General features: G+C 39.0%; 12 protein-coding genes. 3 read left to right on the top strand and 9 right to left on the bottom strand.

The window, feature by feature from the left end:
• Positions 1-7: 7 nt before the first annotated feature.
• Positions 8-1,849, top strand: coding sequence for a methyl-accepting chemotaxis protein (locus RF53_RS11415; RefSeq protein ID WP_039037734.1), 1,842 nt, complete (start codon positions 8-10; stop codon positions 1,847-1,849).
• 72 nt (positions 1,850-1,921) lie between these two features.
• On the opposite strand, the gene mrcB is transcribed toward RF53_RS11415, so the two are convergent.
• The 4 genes from mrcB to RF53_RS11395 form a co-directional block, all read right to left on the bottom strand.
• Complete coding sequence (gene mrcB / locus RF53_RS11410) at positions 1,922-4,264, bottom strand: penicillin-binding protein 1B (protein ID WP_039037733.1); 2,343 nt, start codon at positions 4,262-4,264, stop codon at positions 1,922-1,924.
• A gap of 144 nt (positions 4,265-4,408) precedes the next feature.
• A complete protein-coding gene (locus RF53_RS11405) occupies positions 4,409-5,638 on the bottom strand; it encodes an ammonium transporter (RefSeq protein ID WP_008130095.1) in 1,230 nt (409 codons plus the stop codon).
• A 9-nt stretch (positions 5,639-5,647) separates the two neighbouring features.
• Positions 5,648-5,986 (bottom strand): P-II family nitrogen regulator, encoded by a 339-nt coding sequence (locus tag RF53_RS11400; protein WP_004587162.1) that lies wholly within the window; start codon positions 5,984-5,986, stop codon positions 5,648-5,650.
• A 213-nt stretch (positions 5,987-6,199) separates the two neighbouring features.
• Positions 6,200-7,423, bottom strand: coding sequence for a response regulator (locus tag RF53_RS11395; protein ID WP_006791513.1), 1,224 nt, complete (start codon positions 7,421-7,423; stop codon positions 6,200-6,202).
• A gap of 391 nt (positions 7,424-7,814) precedes the next feature.
• On the opposite strand from RF53_RS11395, the gene RF53_RS11390 reads away from it, so the two are divergent.
• Entirely contained in the window at positions 7,815-9,326 is a 1,512-nt protein-coding gene (locus RF53_RS11390; protein WP_039037732.1) for a S10 family peptidase, read from the top strand.
• 74 nt (positions 9,327-9,400) lie between these two features.
• Here the strand turns inward: RF53_RS11390 and RF53_RS11385 are convergent, their stop codons facing one another.
• Both RF53_RS11385 and RF53_RS11380 read right to left on the bottom strand, forming a co-directional pair.
• A complete protein-coding gene (locus RF53_RS11385; RefSeq protein ID WP_039037731.1) occupies positions 9,401-10,093 on the bottom strand; it encodes an START domain-containing protein in 693 nt (230 codons plus the stop codon).
• Positions 10,093-11,616 carry a CYTH and CHAD domain-containing protein gene (locus tag RF53_RS11380; RefSeq protein WP_006791517.1) on the bottom strand — a complete coding sequence of 508 codons (1,524 nt, stop codon included), beginning with the start codon at positions 11,614-11,616 and terminating at the stop codon, positions 10,093-10,095. Before RF53_RS11380 ends, RF53_RS11385 begins: the two co-directional genes overlap by 1 nt.
• Before the next feature lie 214 nt (positions 11,617-11,830).
• On the opposite strand from RF53_RS11380, the gene RF53_RS11375 reads away from it, so the two are divergent.
• The gene (locus RF53_RS11375) at positions 11,831-12,439 is read left to right on the top strand and encodes a TIGR04211 family SH3 domain-containing protein (RefSeq protein ID WP_039037730.1); all 609 of its coding nucleotides are present in this window, start codon (positions 11,831-11,833) and stop codon (positions 12,437-12,439) included.
• A gap of 118 nt (positions 12,440-12,557) precedes the next feature.
• On the opposite strand, the gene RF53_RS11370 is transcribed toward RF53_RS11375, so the two are convergent.
• The 3 genes from RF53_RS11370 to RF53_RS11360 form a co-directional block, all read right to left on the bottom strand.
• The gene (locus RF53_RS11370) at positions 12,558-13,625 is read right to left on the bottom strand and encodes a DUF21 domain-containing protein (protein WP_006791520.1); all 1,068 of its coding nucleotides are present in this window, start codon (positions 13,623-13,625) and stop codon (positions 12,558-12,560) included.
• A gap of 21 nt (positions 13,626-13,646) precedes the next feature.
• Complete coding sequence (locus RF53_RS11365; protein ID WP_039037729.1) at positions 13,647-14,999, bottom strand: magnesium transporter; 1,353 nt, start codon at positions 14,997-14,999, stop codon at positions 13,647-13,649.
• A gap of 258 nt (positions 15,000-15,257) precedes the next feature.
• A complete protein-coding gene (locus tag RF53_RS11360) occupies positions 15,258-15,740 on the bottom strand; it encodes a winged helix-turn-helix transcriptional regulator (protein WP_033035753.1) in 483 nt (160 codons plus the stop codon).
• Positions 15,741-15,824: the final 84 nt, after the last annotated feature.

Genomic DNA, 15,824 nt, shown 5'->3' with positions numbered 1-15,824 from the left:
GAGTCTTATGTCTGGATTACGGCAGTTAGCTGCGCCTGCAATGCGCTTAATGGCGAATCTAAAATACAAAACTAAAATAAGCATCACGTTTGGCATTCTCTTGATCCCACTTGCACTAAGTATGTTTTTTTTGGTGTCGTTATTGAGTAAAAGTATTGATGTGTCGAAAATGGAACAACAAGGTTTAAAAGGCTACCGGGCAATACTTACCAATCAAATACAAGGGACAACCGATAAAAATATAAATGTGGCACGCTCGCTGGGCTTTAAAATTAAAGACAGCGAAGTAGACGATGTCCTTGAGCTTGTGTCTATTCAATCTAACTTAGCGCTAGATAGCGAACTTGCCAGCGCCTATTTAAATCGAGCATTGGTAACCCGTGTCCCTGCTTTTATCACTCAAATAAACCTAACTGCCGCGAGCGCAAATACAGTACTGAACAATAACCAATTTACTCCAGATACCTTTATTGCACTTTCAAACCTAAGTAAATCGTTACCCCAATTTGAGCAGCAACTTTTAAAAACACTAGCTATTGCAACGTCAGCGGATAAATCGGTAAATAAAGCGCTCTCTCCCACTTTAAATGAACTACAAAAATCTGTCTCAGCATTTAAGAACGCGATAGATAAAAAACTACTGGAACCCGACGACATAGAGTTAACTCAGCGTGAATTTTCAGCACTCACTGACAATGTTCAAAAAAATATTAGCGCTTTAATCAACATCAGTATTCCAACTCTAGAATCGTTAATTAGTAATAAAATACAAACCCAGCAGTGGACCAGAAACACTGTTCTGATCGCCTCTATAATAAGTTTACTGTTTGCTCTTTATTTAATGGTTGGGTTTTATTTTGCAGTCGTTGACACCATAAGTCGCTTCACTAAAGCAGCCACTAAAGCAGCTAACGGTGACTTAAAGGCAACCCTTAACTCAATCGGGAGTGACGAAATGAGCGTTATTGCTGAGCAATACAACGCCCTACTCAATGCCTTTTCACATCTACTTTCAGATGTTAAAGCCAGCACCAAAGAGTTATGCGATGCCACTCAGTCTCTTTCGCATGCCAGTGGTCAAACCAGTGACGACGTAATAAAACAGCAAACACGGGTAAATGCAATTAGCCATGCATTAAGCGACATGGCGCAAACTGCACATACAATTGAAGAATCAGCCCATCAGGCAACACTTACTGCACAAAATGCCGCTGAGCATGTAAAACAGGGGTCGAGTAATACCATGGAGCTTGCTCAATACATGCAAGATTTAAAAATGGAGTTTACCGAAAGTCAGCAAGCCCTTGACCGACTAGCTCAAGATAGCCAAGAAATTAGTAAAGTAAGTAAAGGGATCAGTGAAATTGCCGACCAAACAAACTTATTAGCACTCAATGCTGCAATAGAAGCAGCTAGAGCGGGTGAACACGGACGTGGTTTTGCGGTAGTTGCAGACGAAGTAAGAACACTTGCATTACGCACACAAACACAAACACAAGAAATTCACCAAATTATTAGCTCACTGCAAAAGGCATCTGACGATACACAAGTTAAAATGCGTTCAAGCGTTGAAAAAATGGAGTTATCTGTCGAAGCCGCAAACCAAACAAATACGGTACTGCAAAGTGCAGAAAGTAGTATGGGTGATATAAAGCATCAAGGCGAGGTCATCGCTGAACGAGTTAAACAGCAAGCCAACGCGACGACTCAGGCACTTAATGACTCGCAAGAAGTTAATAACTTAGCTGATCATACATTAGTGTCAGCTCAATCAACGCTGCAAGACGCCGAGCAGCTTTCACGCTTATCGAATGATTTAACAACGTCAATGCGCTTTTTTAAGTCTTAACTTTTAATATCTATAGCTCTAAATATCTATAAATAACAAAGCCGCTAAATAGCGGCTTTGTTATTTGAGTTATCATTTTATACAGCGAGGCCTTGGCTCAAATTCACTCACTCTTAATGGAAGCTGTATCACTTTCCCACATCCTGGAGGAGCTTGTTTACCTGTGTGCTCGTTTACAAAGGCCCAACGGATTGAAGGGGGGCGAGTATCAGCAATGGCTTGTGGGTTGAGTGGTTTTAAATAACGGATATAGGCTTCTAGCGCCCCGACACTGCCAGTTAAACCGGTGCTTTTATTATCATCGCGGCCAAGCCATGCAACGGTTACCGTGTTTTGATCAAACCCTGCAAACCAGCTGTCACGTAAATCATTGCTAGTCCCTGTTTTACCTGCTAGTTGAATAGACGGAAAGTGTAAGTTTAAACGCTTTGCTGTGCCGTCTTTTGTTACACGCTTCATTGCATATTTGGTCATGTACACAGAGGCTTCATCAAAACGAGGCTCTGCACTTACTTGATGTTTGTATAGCACGTTACCTACAGAGTCAGTAAGTGCTGATATAGACGTCAACTTCTTATACTCACCGTCATTTGCTAAGGTGGTGTAAAGCTGGGCAACATCAAAACTAGATAACTCTAAAGCACCTAAAAGTAAAGACGGGTATTCATCTATTTGACCTTCCACTCCGAGTGATTTAAGCGTGTTTGCAACTTTATCCACCCCTATATCTAAGCCTAAATTAACAGCAGGTATATTAATACTATTACTAAATGCTTGATAAAGCGGGATTGCACCACGGTATTGGCGATCAAAATTTTCAGGCTGCCATACATTACCTTCTTCGTTTGTTACCTGTAACGGCGAATCATCAAGTAATGTGGCTAAATTATAATTTGGTGATTGTAGTGCTGTTAAATAAACTGCAGGCTTAACTAAAGACCCTATATTTCTTTTTGTATCTAGCACTCTATTAAAGCCTGAATATCGAACGTCACGCCCTGCTACAAGGGCCGATACGCCACCTTTATCTGAATTTACAGAGATCATAGCAACCTCAAGCTCATCTGTTTTAGGGCGTTTCTCTAAATAAGGTAAGCTTTTCTCAACCGAGTTTTCCATTGCTGTTTGTTTTTGTAAATCAAAGTAAGTAAACACCCTAACACCAGCATCTAGTATCTGCTGATCGGGTAGTAATTTGTTTAATTCACGGTTCACCAGTTCTAAATACCCTGGGTATGATTTTTGTAAACTTTCTTTCATTGGCGCAATGTCAATTGAGCGCTTAAGGGATGCTCGGTATTCTTTTGTGCTTATTAATTTATTTTCAACCATGAGGCGAAGTACTAAATCGCGACGCTCCATAGTGCGCTCTTTGTAGCGGCGAGGGTTGTAATAAGATGGCCCTTTCACCATCGCTACTAGCAACGCTATTTGATCGTATTCAAGCTCATCTACTGGTTTTGAAAAATAAAACTCAGACGCCAAGCCCATGCCATGCACGCCTTGGTTATAAGATTGACCTAAATAAACCTCGTTTAAGTAGGCTTCTAATATTTGGTCTTTTGAGTAACGATAATCAAGAATAAGCGCAATAAACGCCTCATTGATTTTTCGCAGCAGCGAACGTTCACGGGTTAAATATATATTTTTAGCGAGTTGCTGCGTTAAAGTGCTACCGCCTTGGACTGTTCGCCCTGCTCTAATATTGGTATATAGAGCGCGTAAAATAGAAAAAACAGATACACCGTGGTGCTCATAAAAATTACGGTCTTCCACTACTAGCAAAGTGTCTTTTAACATAGCAGGAAACTTATCAAGGGGAACAAATTCTCTATCTTGCTTTGAATCGTTACCAATGCGGGCTATTTGAACAGGTTCTAATCGAGCGTTGTTCAAGCGCCTACCAAATTTATCTTTTACAGAGGCTACCTTTTGTCCTGCAAAACGCAGTTCAACAATCTTAGACTTCTCCAGCCCATCATAAAATTCAAACTCTCGTCGGTAAATTTTAATACTATCGGCCGTTTTTACGTATTGGCCGGTCCGGCTGAGCCTATTAACAGATGAATAATTTAGACGTTCGAGTTCAAATTCTACTTCTTGACGTGATAAGAATTGCCCAGGGTAAAACTGCATTGCACGCGCATACACTTGAGCGGGGAGTTGCCATTTATTTCCTTCAAATACACGTGTGGTTTTTGAATCTAAATAAATAAAGTACATAGCCATAGCAATAAAAACAGCCAAACTTAGCTTCCAAAAAACTGACCATGTTTTTCTCATAAATGAGCGTTTAACAACAGTAGTTGCCGTTTTTTTTGTAGATTTGGGTTTAGCTTTACGTGGCGAACTGCTTGCTTTCGTTGCACGCTTCGAAGGGGGTTTACTACTAGGTGTTTTTTTATTATCAGCCATGTAAGTGTAATGTGTTCCAACGGTTTATTTACAAAGGGGAGCTTAGCATATTGGCCATAACCCTAACACCTGAAAAATTAACCTTCCCTGAAACGAAAAAAAGCTCTACCTAAAGTAGAGCTTTGATGAACACACTATATAAATTTAGTTATTACGAACAGATACAAACTCAGGGTAAGCTTCTACACCACAGTCGTGTTGATCCATACCGTTAAGCTCTTCTTCTTCTGTAACACGTATACCCATTGTGTATTTTAATATAGCCCACACAATAAGTGACGCTACAAAAACAAATGCCAATATAGTTACTAAGCCGATTAACTGATTAACAACGCTTGCATCACCGTTTGAAAGTGGAACCAGCATAATACCTAGTGCACCACATACACCGTGTACAGAAATAGCACCTACTGGGTCATCAATCTTAATTTTGTCTAGAGCTATAATGCTAAATACAACTAATGAACCGCCTAGTAAGCCTAGTAGACAAGCCATTAATGGAGAAGGTGAAAGAGGGTCTGCAGTAATAACAACTAAGCCCGCTAACGCACCATTAAGTACCATTGTTAAATCAGCTTTGCCCCATAATACTTTACATACAAATAGTGCTGCAATTGCACCCATTGCCGCAGCCGCGTTAGTGTTAAGTAAGATTTGACCTACAGCCGTTGCGTTTTCTTTATCAGATAGTAATAACTGTGAACCACCGTTAAAACCAAACCAACCCATCCACAAAATAAATGTACCTAAAGTAGCAAGCGGTAAGTTAGAACCTGGAATTGGATAAACTTCACCATTTTTTCCGTATTTACCTTTACGAGCACCTAGTAAAATTACACCAGCGAGTGCTGCTGCTGCACCTGCACCATGAACAATGGCAGACCCTGCAAAATCAACAAAGCCCATTTCAGACAAGAAACCACCGCCCCATGTCCAGTAACCTTCCATTGGGTAGATAAAACCAGTTAAAACAACAGTAAATGCTAAGAAAGCCCATAGTTTCATTCGTTCAGCAACCGCACCAGATACAATTGACATGGCTGTTGCAACGAAAACTACTTGGAAGAAAAAGTCAGACTCTAAAGAGTGGTCGGCATCAGCAGCTTGCGTACCAATTAACGCGCCCAGTGATGGCATAATTCCGCCCTCAGCGTTGTCTACATACATAATGTTGTAACCAACTAACAAAAACATGGTACACGCGATTGAATAAAGCGCGATGTTTTTAGTTAAAATTTCAGTGGTGTTTTTAGAACGAACTAAGCCCGCTTCTAACATGGCAAAACCAGCAGCCATCCACATAACTAATATACCCGATATCAAAAAGTAAAATGTATCGAGTGAAAATTTAAGTTCTACAATTGTATTTTCCATAAGCCCCTCTTAAATTGCCTCTTCGTCAAGTTCGCCAGTACGGATACGAACAATTTGATCTAAGTCGTACACAAAAATTTTGCCGTCACCAATTTTGCCTGTTGATGCAATTTTTGTGATTGCTTCAACTACGCGCTGACAATTTTCTGTACGAGTTGCAATTTCAAGTTTGATCTTTGGAATAAAATCGACTTGGTACTCTGCACCACGATATAGCTCTGTATGACCTCGTTGACGTCCAAAACCTTTAACATCAACTACAGTCATCCCCTCAATTCCTAAATCAGCGAGCGCTTCACGCACATCGTCTAATTTAAATGGTTTTATGATTGCACTAATCATTTTCATAGTGGCCCCCTCGGACTCTTTATTGTTATCCTGTTGGGTAACATAATCCAACCTTTGTGCCACTATTTAATTAAATTTAAAAACAACAACTTAACTGTTAAATCTGAACTTACCACAAAAAAAACGCACCATTTAGGTGCGTTTTTCTTAACAACTCAGCTACATTGGTGCACATATAAAAACGACCCCCAAATTGCGCTATAATATAAACAGTTACCCGATACAGTTTCTGCCTTTGCTTTTTGCTTCGTATAACGCTTTATCGGCAACACGCATTGCATCTTTTAAATTGGTATTTTGAAACTCTGCAAGCCCAATACTCGCTGTTATCGTGCAAGACTTGTCACTAATAGAAAAATCGTAACTCGCCATTTTTTTTCTAAACGCTTCTAAATATTCGCGTGCTCTGGCTAAATCGATATCAGGTAGAACAATGGCAAATTCTTCACCACCCACCCTTGCTACAGTAAATTTTGCAAAAGTTGAGCGAATAAGAGACCCAACCTGCTTAAGCGCCTGATCGCCGCCTTCGTGACCAAATGTATCGTTTATATTTTTAAAAAAGTCTACGTCGAGTAGCGCTAGCGTATTATTTTGATTTTGATTTTTTAATAACTTTTCAGCATATTGATAAAAATAACGTCGATTGTATAAACCGGTTAAGTGATCTCTAAAAGCACTTTCTTTGATATCTGCAATCAGTGATAACTGCTCCATTGTTTGCAACACCCTGCAATGAAACTCTTCATTCATAAAGGGTTTAGTCAAAAAGTCGTTTGCGCCATATTTTATAAAGCGTGCTGATAAACCGTGCTTGCCTGCTCCAGATAAACCAATTACAGCTAAATCGTCTCGCCCTCTAAAATTACGGACTGCTTTAACTAGCTCAAAACCATCCATTGTTGGCATAGCGTAATCGGTCATTAGCAGCTTTATATCTGGATCAGCTTTTAATATTTCAAGCGCTTGCTGGCCGTCATTCGCGGTGCTTACATCAAACAATTGCTTTTCGAGCATTTGCTTCATTAACGAACGACTCAACATAGAATCGTCCGCAATTAATGCCTTACAACCTTGGTTTCTTAAAAGTTGAGAAACCAATTTAACGGCATAATGATAAGAATCACGGTTATCTTTTATAACGTAATCTACCACACCATCTTCTAGCATTTGCTGACGTTTGTACTCGTCTATCTTTGATGTAAGCACAACCGTAGGAATTGCTTTAGAAAGTGTATATTTGGCAACTTCGCCATTTGGGGCATCGGGGAGAGTTAAGTCAACAAGTGCTAGGGAATAGTCATACTTTTCTACGTGCTCCTGGCATTCAGCTAATGACCAGGCAAAATCAACGGCAACATCTAAATACTGGGCGGTTAAGTGGCGTAAAACCTGCTGGACTACTTTACTGTCTTCAACCACTAATACTCTTTGCATAGACCTTCTCTTTGTTCTCATTATTTTTGCAACATCGGCTGCAAACACAAAATAATAAAACTTACTGGTACCACACTTTAAGCAGCAAAAATAAGTAAATAAAAAACATCCCAGAGCCATTGTTATTTAACGCTTTAAATATTAAAGCACATTCCATTAACCAGCTTGTAAATCAATAATTGTAATAAAAACAAGCATGATGGCAAATATACCCGATTTTAATTCTTAGCTAAATAATTAAACAAAAATTTACACCATAAATAACTGATTATTTTACTTATCGGCTTATGTTAATTAACTCAACCAATAATATCGGCAGCTAGTCTCATTACTTTTGTTATTTTACTTATTTTTATCTTTAATACATTATCAAATATAATAAGGACACCTCATGAAGCTTAGTCGTATTTTACCAATCACGGTTTTTGCATTAATGCTCAGCCCGCTTGCTGATGCTGATAATCAACGCCGTATTGATGTAGACAGTAAAGTAGTTACCCAACACAAAGCTAAAATTAATGGTCAACGCTTTAATTATACTGTTGCCACAGGCACTCAACCCGTATGGGACGACAAAGGTGATGCCGTTGCTACACTTCAATACACGTATTACACGCGCGATAAAGTTGATGATAGAGCCAAACGCCCGTTGCTCATTTCTTTTAATGGTGGTCCTGGCTCAGCCTCAGTTTGGATGCACTTAGCCTACACAGGCCCTCGCGTATTAAAAATTGATGATGAAGGCTATCCTATTCAGCCCTACGGTGTAAAAGACAACCCGTACTCTGTGCTTGATGTTGCCGACATTGTTTACGTAAATCCAGTAAATACAGGCTATTCCCGAGTTATTGAAAACGAAAAAGGCGAAATGCTTTCTAAGGCTCAACAAAAAGACATGTTTTTTGGCGTTAATGCCGACATTAAATACCTTGGCGAGTGGTTAAATACTTTTGTAAATAGAACAGAGCGTTGGCGCTCTCCAAAGTTTTTAATTGGCGAAAGTTATGGCACAACACGCGTATCAGGCCTTGCACATGAATTACAAAATAGCCAATGGATGTATATCAACGGTGTTGTATTAGTGTCACCAACAGACATTGGTATTAAACGCGAAGGCCCAGTTAAAGCGGCAAATCGCTTGCCGTATTTTGCAGCCACAGCGTGGTATCACAAAGCACTAAACGCCAACTTACAAGCAAAAGACTTAGATGAACTCCTTCCTGAAGTTGAGCAATTTACTTTAAATGAACTAATACCCGCATTAGCAAAGGGCGGTTTTTTAGCGCAAGACGAAAAGCGTCGTATTATTAAAAAAATGGCTGAGTATGCAGGCCTTTCAGAAACCTTTGTCGATCAAAACAACCTCGATATCCCTACACAATACTTTTGGAAGGAATTATTGCGTGACCGAGGACAAACAGTCGGCCGTTTAGACTCTCGCTATTTAGGTATAGACAAACGTGATGCTGGTGACTCACCTGATTACTGGGCAGAGCTGACTTCATGGTTGCACTCTTTTACGCCTGCGATTAATTACTACCTACGCGAGGAGTTAAACTATAAAACCGACATCAAATATAACTTATTTGGTAACGTTCATCCTTGGGATAGAAGTGGCAATAATACCGGTGAAAACCTTCGTCTTGCGATGGCTCAAAACCCTTACTTGAATGTAATGGTACAGGCGGGTTATTACGATGGTGCAACTAATTACTTTGATGCCAAATACACAATGTGGCAATTAGATCCAAGTGGAAAAATGAAAGACCGTCTAAGCTTTAAAGGCTACAGAAGTGGGCACATGATGTATCTTCGCCACGCTGATTTAGAAAGCTCAAATAACGACTTAAGGGAGTTTATACAAAACTCACTACCTAAAGAATCTAAAGCTGCCAAATATTAAAATATTGATCAACCACCTATAAATGTCTTACCTGAGTCATTTATAGGTGAACACCCTTCCAGTTTTACAATAACTTATTTAACGGTTAGTTCGCGTAAATTACAACTTCCAACTTTAATAACCGGTTCGATTGCGGTGTAGCTTTTAGTTTCTAACATTGTGCGTAAATTAACGAGCGTTTTGAAGGTACTTTTAAGCCCCACTTTATTGTATAGCCACGTTGGTATATTTCCCCCTGGTAAAGCGTAAACCTGATATTCAATATTTAAATCTTCGCCCTTTTGTGTAAGTAACCAATGTGCATTTAGCGTTTTTATTCTAACTACCCGCTTAGTTAATGGTAACTCTTCAGGACGCGATTCAATAGAAAGCTTGGTTTGCTGAGGAGAGAGTCTTGAGTAACACGAATAGGTAACGGCATCACGGTTTGCCACAGGCCAAGGGGAGTCGATATAGCTATAAACGAGGTTTTCTGAAGGGCTTAAAGCTTTAATTACACGTACCTTAGACGTGTTTTCAAGCCAGCTTGAAGCAATACGCGTATCACTTAATAAATCTAAAAAGTCATTGGCTGTTACATCTTCAATATTTAGCTGACCTTTAACAATAAACGTATCATCAGAGAATTCCTGATATTCAATGCTTACTCCTTGCTCGTTTTTGTATAATTGCCAACGGGGGTCAGAGTAAACATTAAAGCTTAACAAAATAATTAATAAACTAATGCACTTTTGCATAGAGGTTAACTTGCAAAAGTGCTTTATCATCATTTTTGCCAATAAGGCTCTATGTCATACGAAGCAAGTCTACTTTGCTCCATTGCACTGACTAAATATTCAGACTTTTGCTCCAGCCAAGATTGAATTTTTGCAAGTTGCTCATCGTCTTGACCTGCGCATAATTGCTTTAAGTACTCTAGGGTACTGAGTTCATAAACACCATGCGAAATATCTAACCACGGCAACCTAAACTCAAGACGTTCTTCTTTATCGAACATCGATCCTAAGCAATTACCACTTAGCAAGCTGTTTTCAAGCTGCATTCGTAAATTAAGGTAGTCAACTACACCAAGCGTTTGCTCTTTAGGCAATAATTGATGCAGGTTTTTCCAGTCTTTATTAAACAATCTTTCAGCAATAGAAGACACTGGATTTTCTGCAGCTTGGAGCTCTACCTGCCCCCAATCTTTTCGCCATTGCTTGTCAATCAACCACGTTGTTAACGAGAGCAATAAACGATTGTAACGAGCACTATGAAAAAGCGCATTAATGTCATCAATACTAGGCTGTAGCTCTTTTAAATCGTTAATAACTTGCGCCAAAGCTGGCGCCGCATTTATTTTTTTATAAAATGCATGACGTTTTGACGTATAAGTTTTTAACTGAATTGCATTTTCTACCCATGCTAACTCACTCAAAAGCCACTTAAGCTCGGTGCGTAATTGTTCGGTACTGTCTTTAGAAACTATATCGTCAAACAACCAAAAAGTATGGCGAATTAAACTAATACCATCAGTCACCCTTTTTAAGGTTTTTAAACTCGGTTTATCGAAATAACACTGCTCATGCTTTTGCACAAACCGAATACCAAAGTTCATTGCTTCTTTTAAAGCGCTTTCTTGGGTTGCAGAACGAGGAAGCTTAACAAAGCCAATCGACTTACTAGGCTTAAGCGGATTGTCGTCGGCTAAACGGTAGCCGCGTGCTGCTTTTGAATACAAACCGAGTCGAATACAGTTTTGGCTAACTAAAATATCAGCCAAAGCAAACAGCTCATTGCGGCTACCTTCAATTAATTCTATTTCCAGCTCGCTGATCATCTCAACTTGCCCTGAGGCTGCAATTTCGCCTTTATCAAGCACCACCTCAATTTTTGCACCAGCTTGCGTTTCAATTAACCACGTACGGCGAATAAAGTTAGTGCTAAAAATAGGATACAAATTTTGTGAAATTGCATCTACTTGCATCCCATGTGGCCAAATATCAGCACTAAACGCCATTAAATTGGGGCGGCTAGAATCAATAGGTAAGTTATATTCTGGGCGCTGATGAAGGCCACCTACAACTTCGCCGGCAAGCTTGATAGTTTGTTCGCACTGATTGTCAGAACAACGGGTTCTAAAGCCAATATCAAGTGCTCGAAGTTCACGGCTTGGCGTATCGTAATAGGCATTTTGCAAACTACGTGATGGTTTATTTATAACCGTTTTAGCAAATTGAGTAATTAGTGAGGGGATCAGTGGGACAACGGCATCTGATACCAAAAATTTCAGTTCTATCTCAGTATCCATTCGGTCTGCGGATTACCTTTAAAATAAATAAGTGGTCAAAATAAACAAAGCGCTCTAACAATGCAAATTTTTTAGGCTTATTAAGTGCTTTAATCATGTCAGGGTTACAATATCAGCCTTGCTTTTAAAAGGCTAAATCCCTACTATCTTGCATTATATGTGAATTAAAAAACCATGTTCATAACGGACTCAGTAAGAACAACAAGGTAGATAAATGCTAAAACATTGTTTATTCGGGCTACTTTTAACAGCCACTACGTTTATAAGCTACGCACAAGATGAAGCACAAACAGCGAGCTCATCAGATGCAAATACCGCTTACGTTATTGATAATTTGTATACATTTATGCGTTCAGGCGCGAGCAAAAATTATCGACTACTTGGCTCTGTAGACGCAGGAACAAAAATAACCGTACTATCTAGCGAAGAAAACGGCTTCATTAAAATAAAGGACGACAAAGACCGCGAAGGTTGGATAGAAACTAAATTTATTTCTACTACGCCTGGTTTACATCAACAATACCAAACCTTAAGCAGCGAAATGAGCACAATGCAGGAAAATTTACGCCTTGCTCAAATAGAACTACCGCAGCTACAAAAGCAAAATCAAACCTTAACCGATCAAAACCTGCAATTATCAGCGCAAATTACAAGCCTGCAAACAACACTCGCGCAAGAGCGCACGCAAAAAGAAGCCGCTAGTTCAAAAGAAAAACGACAACTACTTACCTACGGCGGTGCGATTGCATTTTTAGGGTTGTTTTTGGGAATTATTTTAACCATTGTTTTGTCGCGCCGTAAGCGTTACGAAGGCTGGGCATAAATTAATTGAATGAATGTTGTTCAATAAAAAAGCCGCTATTAGCGGCTTTTTTATTCGCATATCAAATATTGAGCTATGCATATATAGCACTGGCTTAACTATAAAAAAATAGATTAACTTACGATTTTGCCAGCGGCTGTACCTCTTTATTTTCGTTCATCTCTAACTTTGGCGCATTCATTCCCTTTAATAAACGACCGAATATATCAGCACCAGTAATAATACGCTTCTCATCACCCCATACCAGCACAACGTCGTGATCAATAGCACCATCAAACGATTTATCGAGCGAATGATTTGCGCGTATTTTTAAAATAACCTCACTTAAGCGCAGTGTTTCATCCGTTACAATAATAGGTCTGTGGCAAAAATGGTAAGGGTCAAAAATATCTGGCTCAAATAATGCTGATCGTAAAAAACCATCTGCATCAACCACTAATAATGGCCACCCATCGTTGTTAGTCAAAATTACCCAGTTATAGCCCGATTTGTGTAATTTACGTAAAAACTCATTATCGGCTGATAATGTCAGTTCAGGAAAAATAGGTAAATCAAGTTTAGTAGGTAAAGAGATTATAGAATCTGGATCAATTATTTCCCCTTCTTTAGTTACACTGATTTCGTCTAAGCTAAAAAAGTTAAGTGCACCAATACCTTCAACATGTTGCACATCAGCTTCTTCTGCCTCAATGTGTTTACGTATTATTCCTCTAAGCTCGCTTTCAGCAAAATAGGTAATACCTTCTTTGCCCAGCCATGCATCAAGTACCAAGGCCGTTGGTTTAGCAACAACATAAAACAAAACTTGATAAAACTTTATTAATGGCGAAAGCATACTCGCCATTTTTAATGCATTACGAGAAAAATAAGCTTGAGGTGTTATCTCACCGATTATCGTAATCGCAATCGTTGAGAATAAAAACGAGCTAGCGCCCATTAATACAGAATCAGAGAGCAACGTGAGTAAAACGTTAATACCCACGTTACCCCATAAAATGGTTGCTAGTAAAAAGTTAGAGTCGTTACGAAGTGCCATAACCTTAATTGCCGCTTCGTTTCTTTTTGAACTTTCCATTTCAAGCTGTAATCGGCTTAACGAAAAGAACGCCAAATTCAAGCCCGAAAATATTGCCGATTGCGAAATACACAGAGCAATAGCACACCAAATCATGACATCAAACGTCATTTTATTTTCCTGTTAAAAAGTTTATAGCAGCAACAAACTGCCTAAACCTAAAAAGGTCACAAACCCAACAATGTCGGTAACCGTTGTTAAAATAACAGAGCCAGATAACGCTGGATCTATTTTCATTTTGTCTAAAATCGATGGTATTACAACGCCCGCGAGCGAGGCCGCTACTAAGTTTAATAAAATAGCGACTGTAATCGTTACACTTAACATCAAATCGTTAAACCATAAGTAGGTGAGTAAACCAATTACAAATGCCCACACTAAACCGTTAACAGCCCCGACTCTTAGTTCTTTTTTAAGTAACGCATTGCGGTTTGAATCAGTCACCTGCCCCAAAGCCAAACCACGCACGATAACGGTTAATGTTTGACTACCCGCAATCCCCCCCATTGAGGCTACAACCGGCATAAGCACAGCTAAAGCAACCACTTGCTCTATAGTGGCACCAAATAAACCAATAAACCACGATGCTAAAAATGCCGTTGCCAAGTTTATACCCAACCAAATACCACGGTTTTTAGCACTTTTTCGTACACTGGCAAATAAATCTTCGTCTTCTCTTAAACCACCGGCCTTTGCAGTGGCTTCATCGGTTATTTCTTGGCGAAGTTCGTAAGCAGAGGCAATTGTTAATCGCCCTAATAATTTATTATCTGAATTTACAACCGGCATAGCCATTTGCTCAGAGTGAATCACCACTTCAGCAGCTTCATATAAATCATCGTCTGCATGCAATGATGAAAAATCATGATTTGCCAGTGTCATTAAATTATCATTATCGTGTGCTTTGATAAGATCGTTAATGGTCACTTCACCAATTAAACTGCCTTTGCGGGTCACTAAATAAATAACTTCGCTGTATTGCGGTACACCTTTGAATAATAGTTTTTTTGCACCACCAGCGGTTAACTTGTCAGACACCTTTAAAATATCAAAACCTAGCCAGTGACCTAATTGTTCTGGTGGGTATTGCTGTGCTAAATCGTACTGCTTGGTTTGCGCTTCATCTAATTGCTTTTTTGCATAGTCGACAAACCGCTCTGGTATAACTTCTTCTAATTCGAGTAGCTCTTCTACATTTACTTCATCAAGTAATTTAAATGCATCACTGTCATCAAGTGTTTGCAGTAACCATAAACAACTGTCAGGGCTTAAATTTACAAAAATTTCATGCTGTGTATCTTCGTCAAGCAATTGCCAAATTTCGAGTCGCTGCTCTTTGGGTATTGCTTCAAACAATAAAGATAGATGCTCTGTAGAAAGTGTGCTTTGTGCGTCGATCAACAGTTTATTCTTACGTTCTGTGGTGTCGCATTGCAGTAAGTCGTTTATGAGTTGTGGAAGCTGATCTACCGGATACTCAATCATTAAAAAAACCTTAAAATTAAAAAGCACATTATTTACAGTTTACCTTCTCAATTAAAAATTGCAGAAAAAACGGTACTTTAATTAAAGATGTGCATGCTATTTTGCGCATTGTATGGGCAAAACAAAGGCAGTACTATTTATTTTTATATAAATTAAAAGTATGAAATTAAGGTATTAGAAAACAAAAGGGAAAGAAGTTGGGCAACTATGAATACTAAAGCATACAAGCATTATTTTGTATGCTTTAAATAGGTGGGATTAAATTTCGATTAATAACCCTTTGTCTTTTTTTACTTTTTCAATAACCATATAAGTATGGTGTGTGCCTACACCGGGGATATCAACTAAGTCACCCAACACTTGCCTGTACTCTTCCATGTTAGATACACGTATTTTTAATAAGTAGTCGTAACCGCCTGCAACCATGTCACATTCTACAACTTGTTCCATTTTTAATATGTGTTCTTTAAATACTTTAAATACAGCAGTATTTGAGGTAACCAACGACACTTGAACATGAGCCACTAAGCTTTGATTTAACTTAGCTTCGCTTAATTTAGCATAATAACCCTCAATATAGCCTTCTTGCTCTAATCGCTTTACGCGATCAAGGCATGGGCTTGGGCTTAAATTAACTTGTTTTGCTAAGTTAACGTTAGAAATTCTGCCGTTTTTTTGCAAAACGTCTAAAATTGCTAAATCAATGCGATCTAGCATGCGTAATCTATTTGGATTTGTCATACAGAATTTTATGCGGATAAGTTAAATTTATGCCCTGTAAATTATCGTAAATCGACAAATTTAACCAGCATATTCTGCTGAATT

The organism is Pseudoalteromonas sp. ECSMB14103 (assembly GCF_000813065.1).
Taxonomy (GTDB): Bacteria; Pseudomonadota; Gammaproteobacteria; order Enterobacterales; family Alteromonadaceae; genus Pseudoalteromonas; species Pseudoalteromonas marina.
The sequence above is the reverse complement of the archived record's forward strand: the minus strand, read 5'-3'. Positions and strand labels throughout refer to the sequence as shown.

Excerpts from the sequence above, each read along its gene's own strand:
- RF53_RS11415 (WP_039037734.1), top strand. The coding sequence starts at position 8 with ATGTCTGGATTACGGCAGTTAGCTGCGCCTGCAATGCGCTTAATGGCG.
- mrcB (WP_039037733.1), bottom strand. The coding sequence starts at position 4,264 with ATGGCTGATAATAAAAAAACACCTAGTAGTAAACCCCCTTCGAAGCGT.
- RF53_RS11405 (WP_008130095.1), bottom strand. The coding sequence starts at position 5,638 with ATGGAAAATACAATTGTAGAACTTAAATTTTCACTCGATACATTTTAC.
- RF53_RS11400 (WP_004587162.1), bottom strand. The coding sequence starts at position 5,986 with ATGAAAATGATTAGTGCAATCATAAAACCATTTAAATTAGACGATGTG.
- RF53_RS11395 (WP_006791513.1), bottom strand. The coding sequence starts at position 7,423 with ATGCAAAGAGTATTAGTGGTTGAAGACAGTAAAGTAGTCCAGCAGGTT.
- RF53_RS11390 (WP_039037732.1), top strand. The coding sequence starts at position 7,815 with ATGAAGCTTAGTCGTATTTTACCAATCACGGTTTTTGCATTAATGCTC.
- RF53_RS11385 (WP_039037731.1), bottom strand. The coding sequence starts at position 10,093 with ATGATAAAGCACTTTTGCAAGTTAACCTCTATGCAAAAGTGCATTAGT.
- RF53_RS11380 (WP_006791517.1), bottom strand. The coding sequence starts at position 11,616 with ATGGATACTGAGATAGAACTGAAATTTTTGGTATCAGATGCCGTTGTC.
- RF53_RS11375 (WP_039037730.1), top strand. The coding sequence starts at position 11,831 with ATGCTAAAACATTGTTTATTCGGGCTACTTTTAACAGCCACTACGTTT.
- RF53_RS11370 (WP_006791520.1), bottom strand. The coding sequence starts at position 13,625 with ATGACGTTTGATGTCATGATTTGGTGTGCTATTGCTCTGTGTATTTCG.
- RF53_RS11365 (WP_039037729.1), bottom strand. The coding sequence starts at position 14,999 with ATGATTGAGTATCCGGTAGATCAGCTTCCACAACTCATAAACGACTTA.
- RF53_RS11360 (WP_033035753.1), bottom strand. The coding sequence starts at position 15,740 with ATGACAAATCCAAATAGATTACGCATGCTAGATCGCATTGATTTAGCA.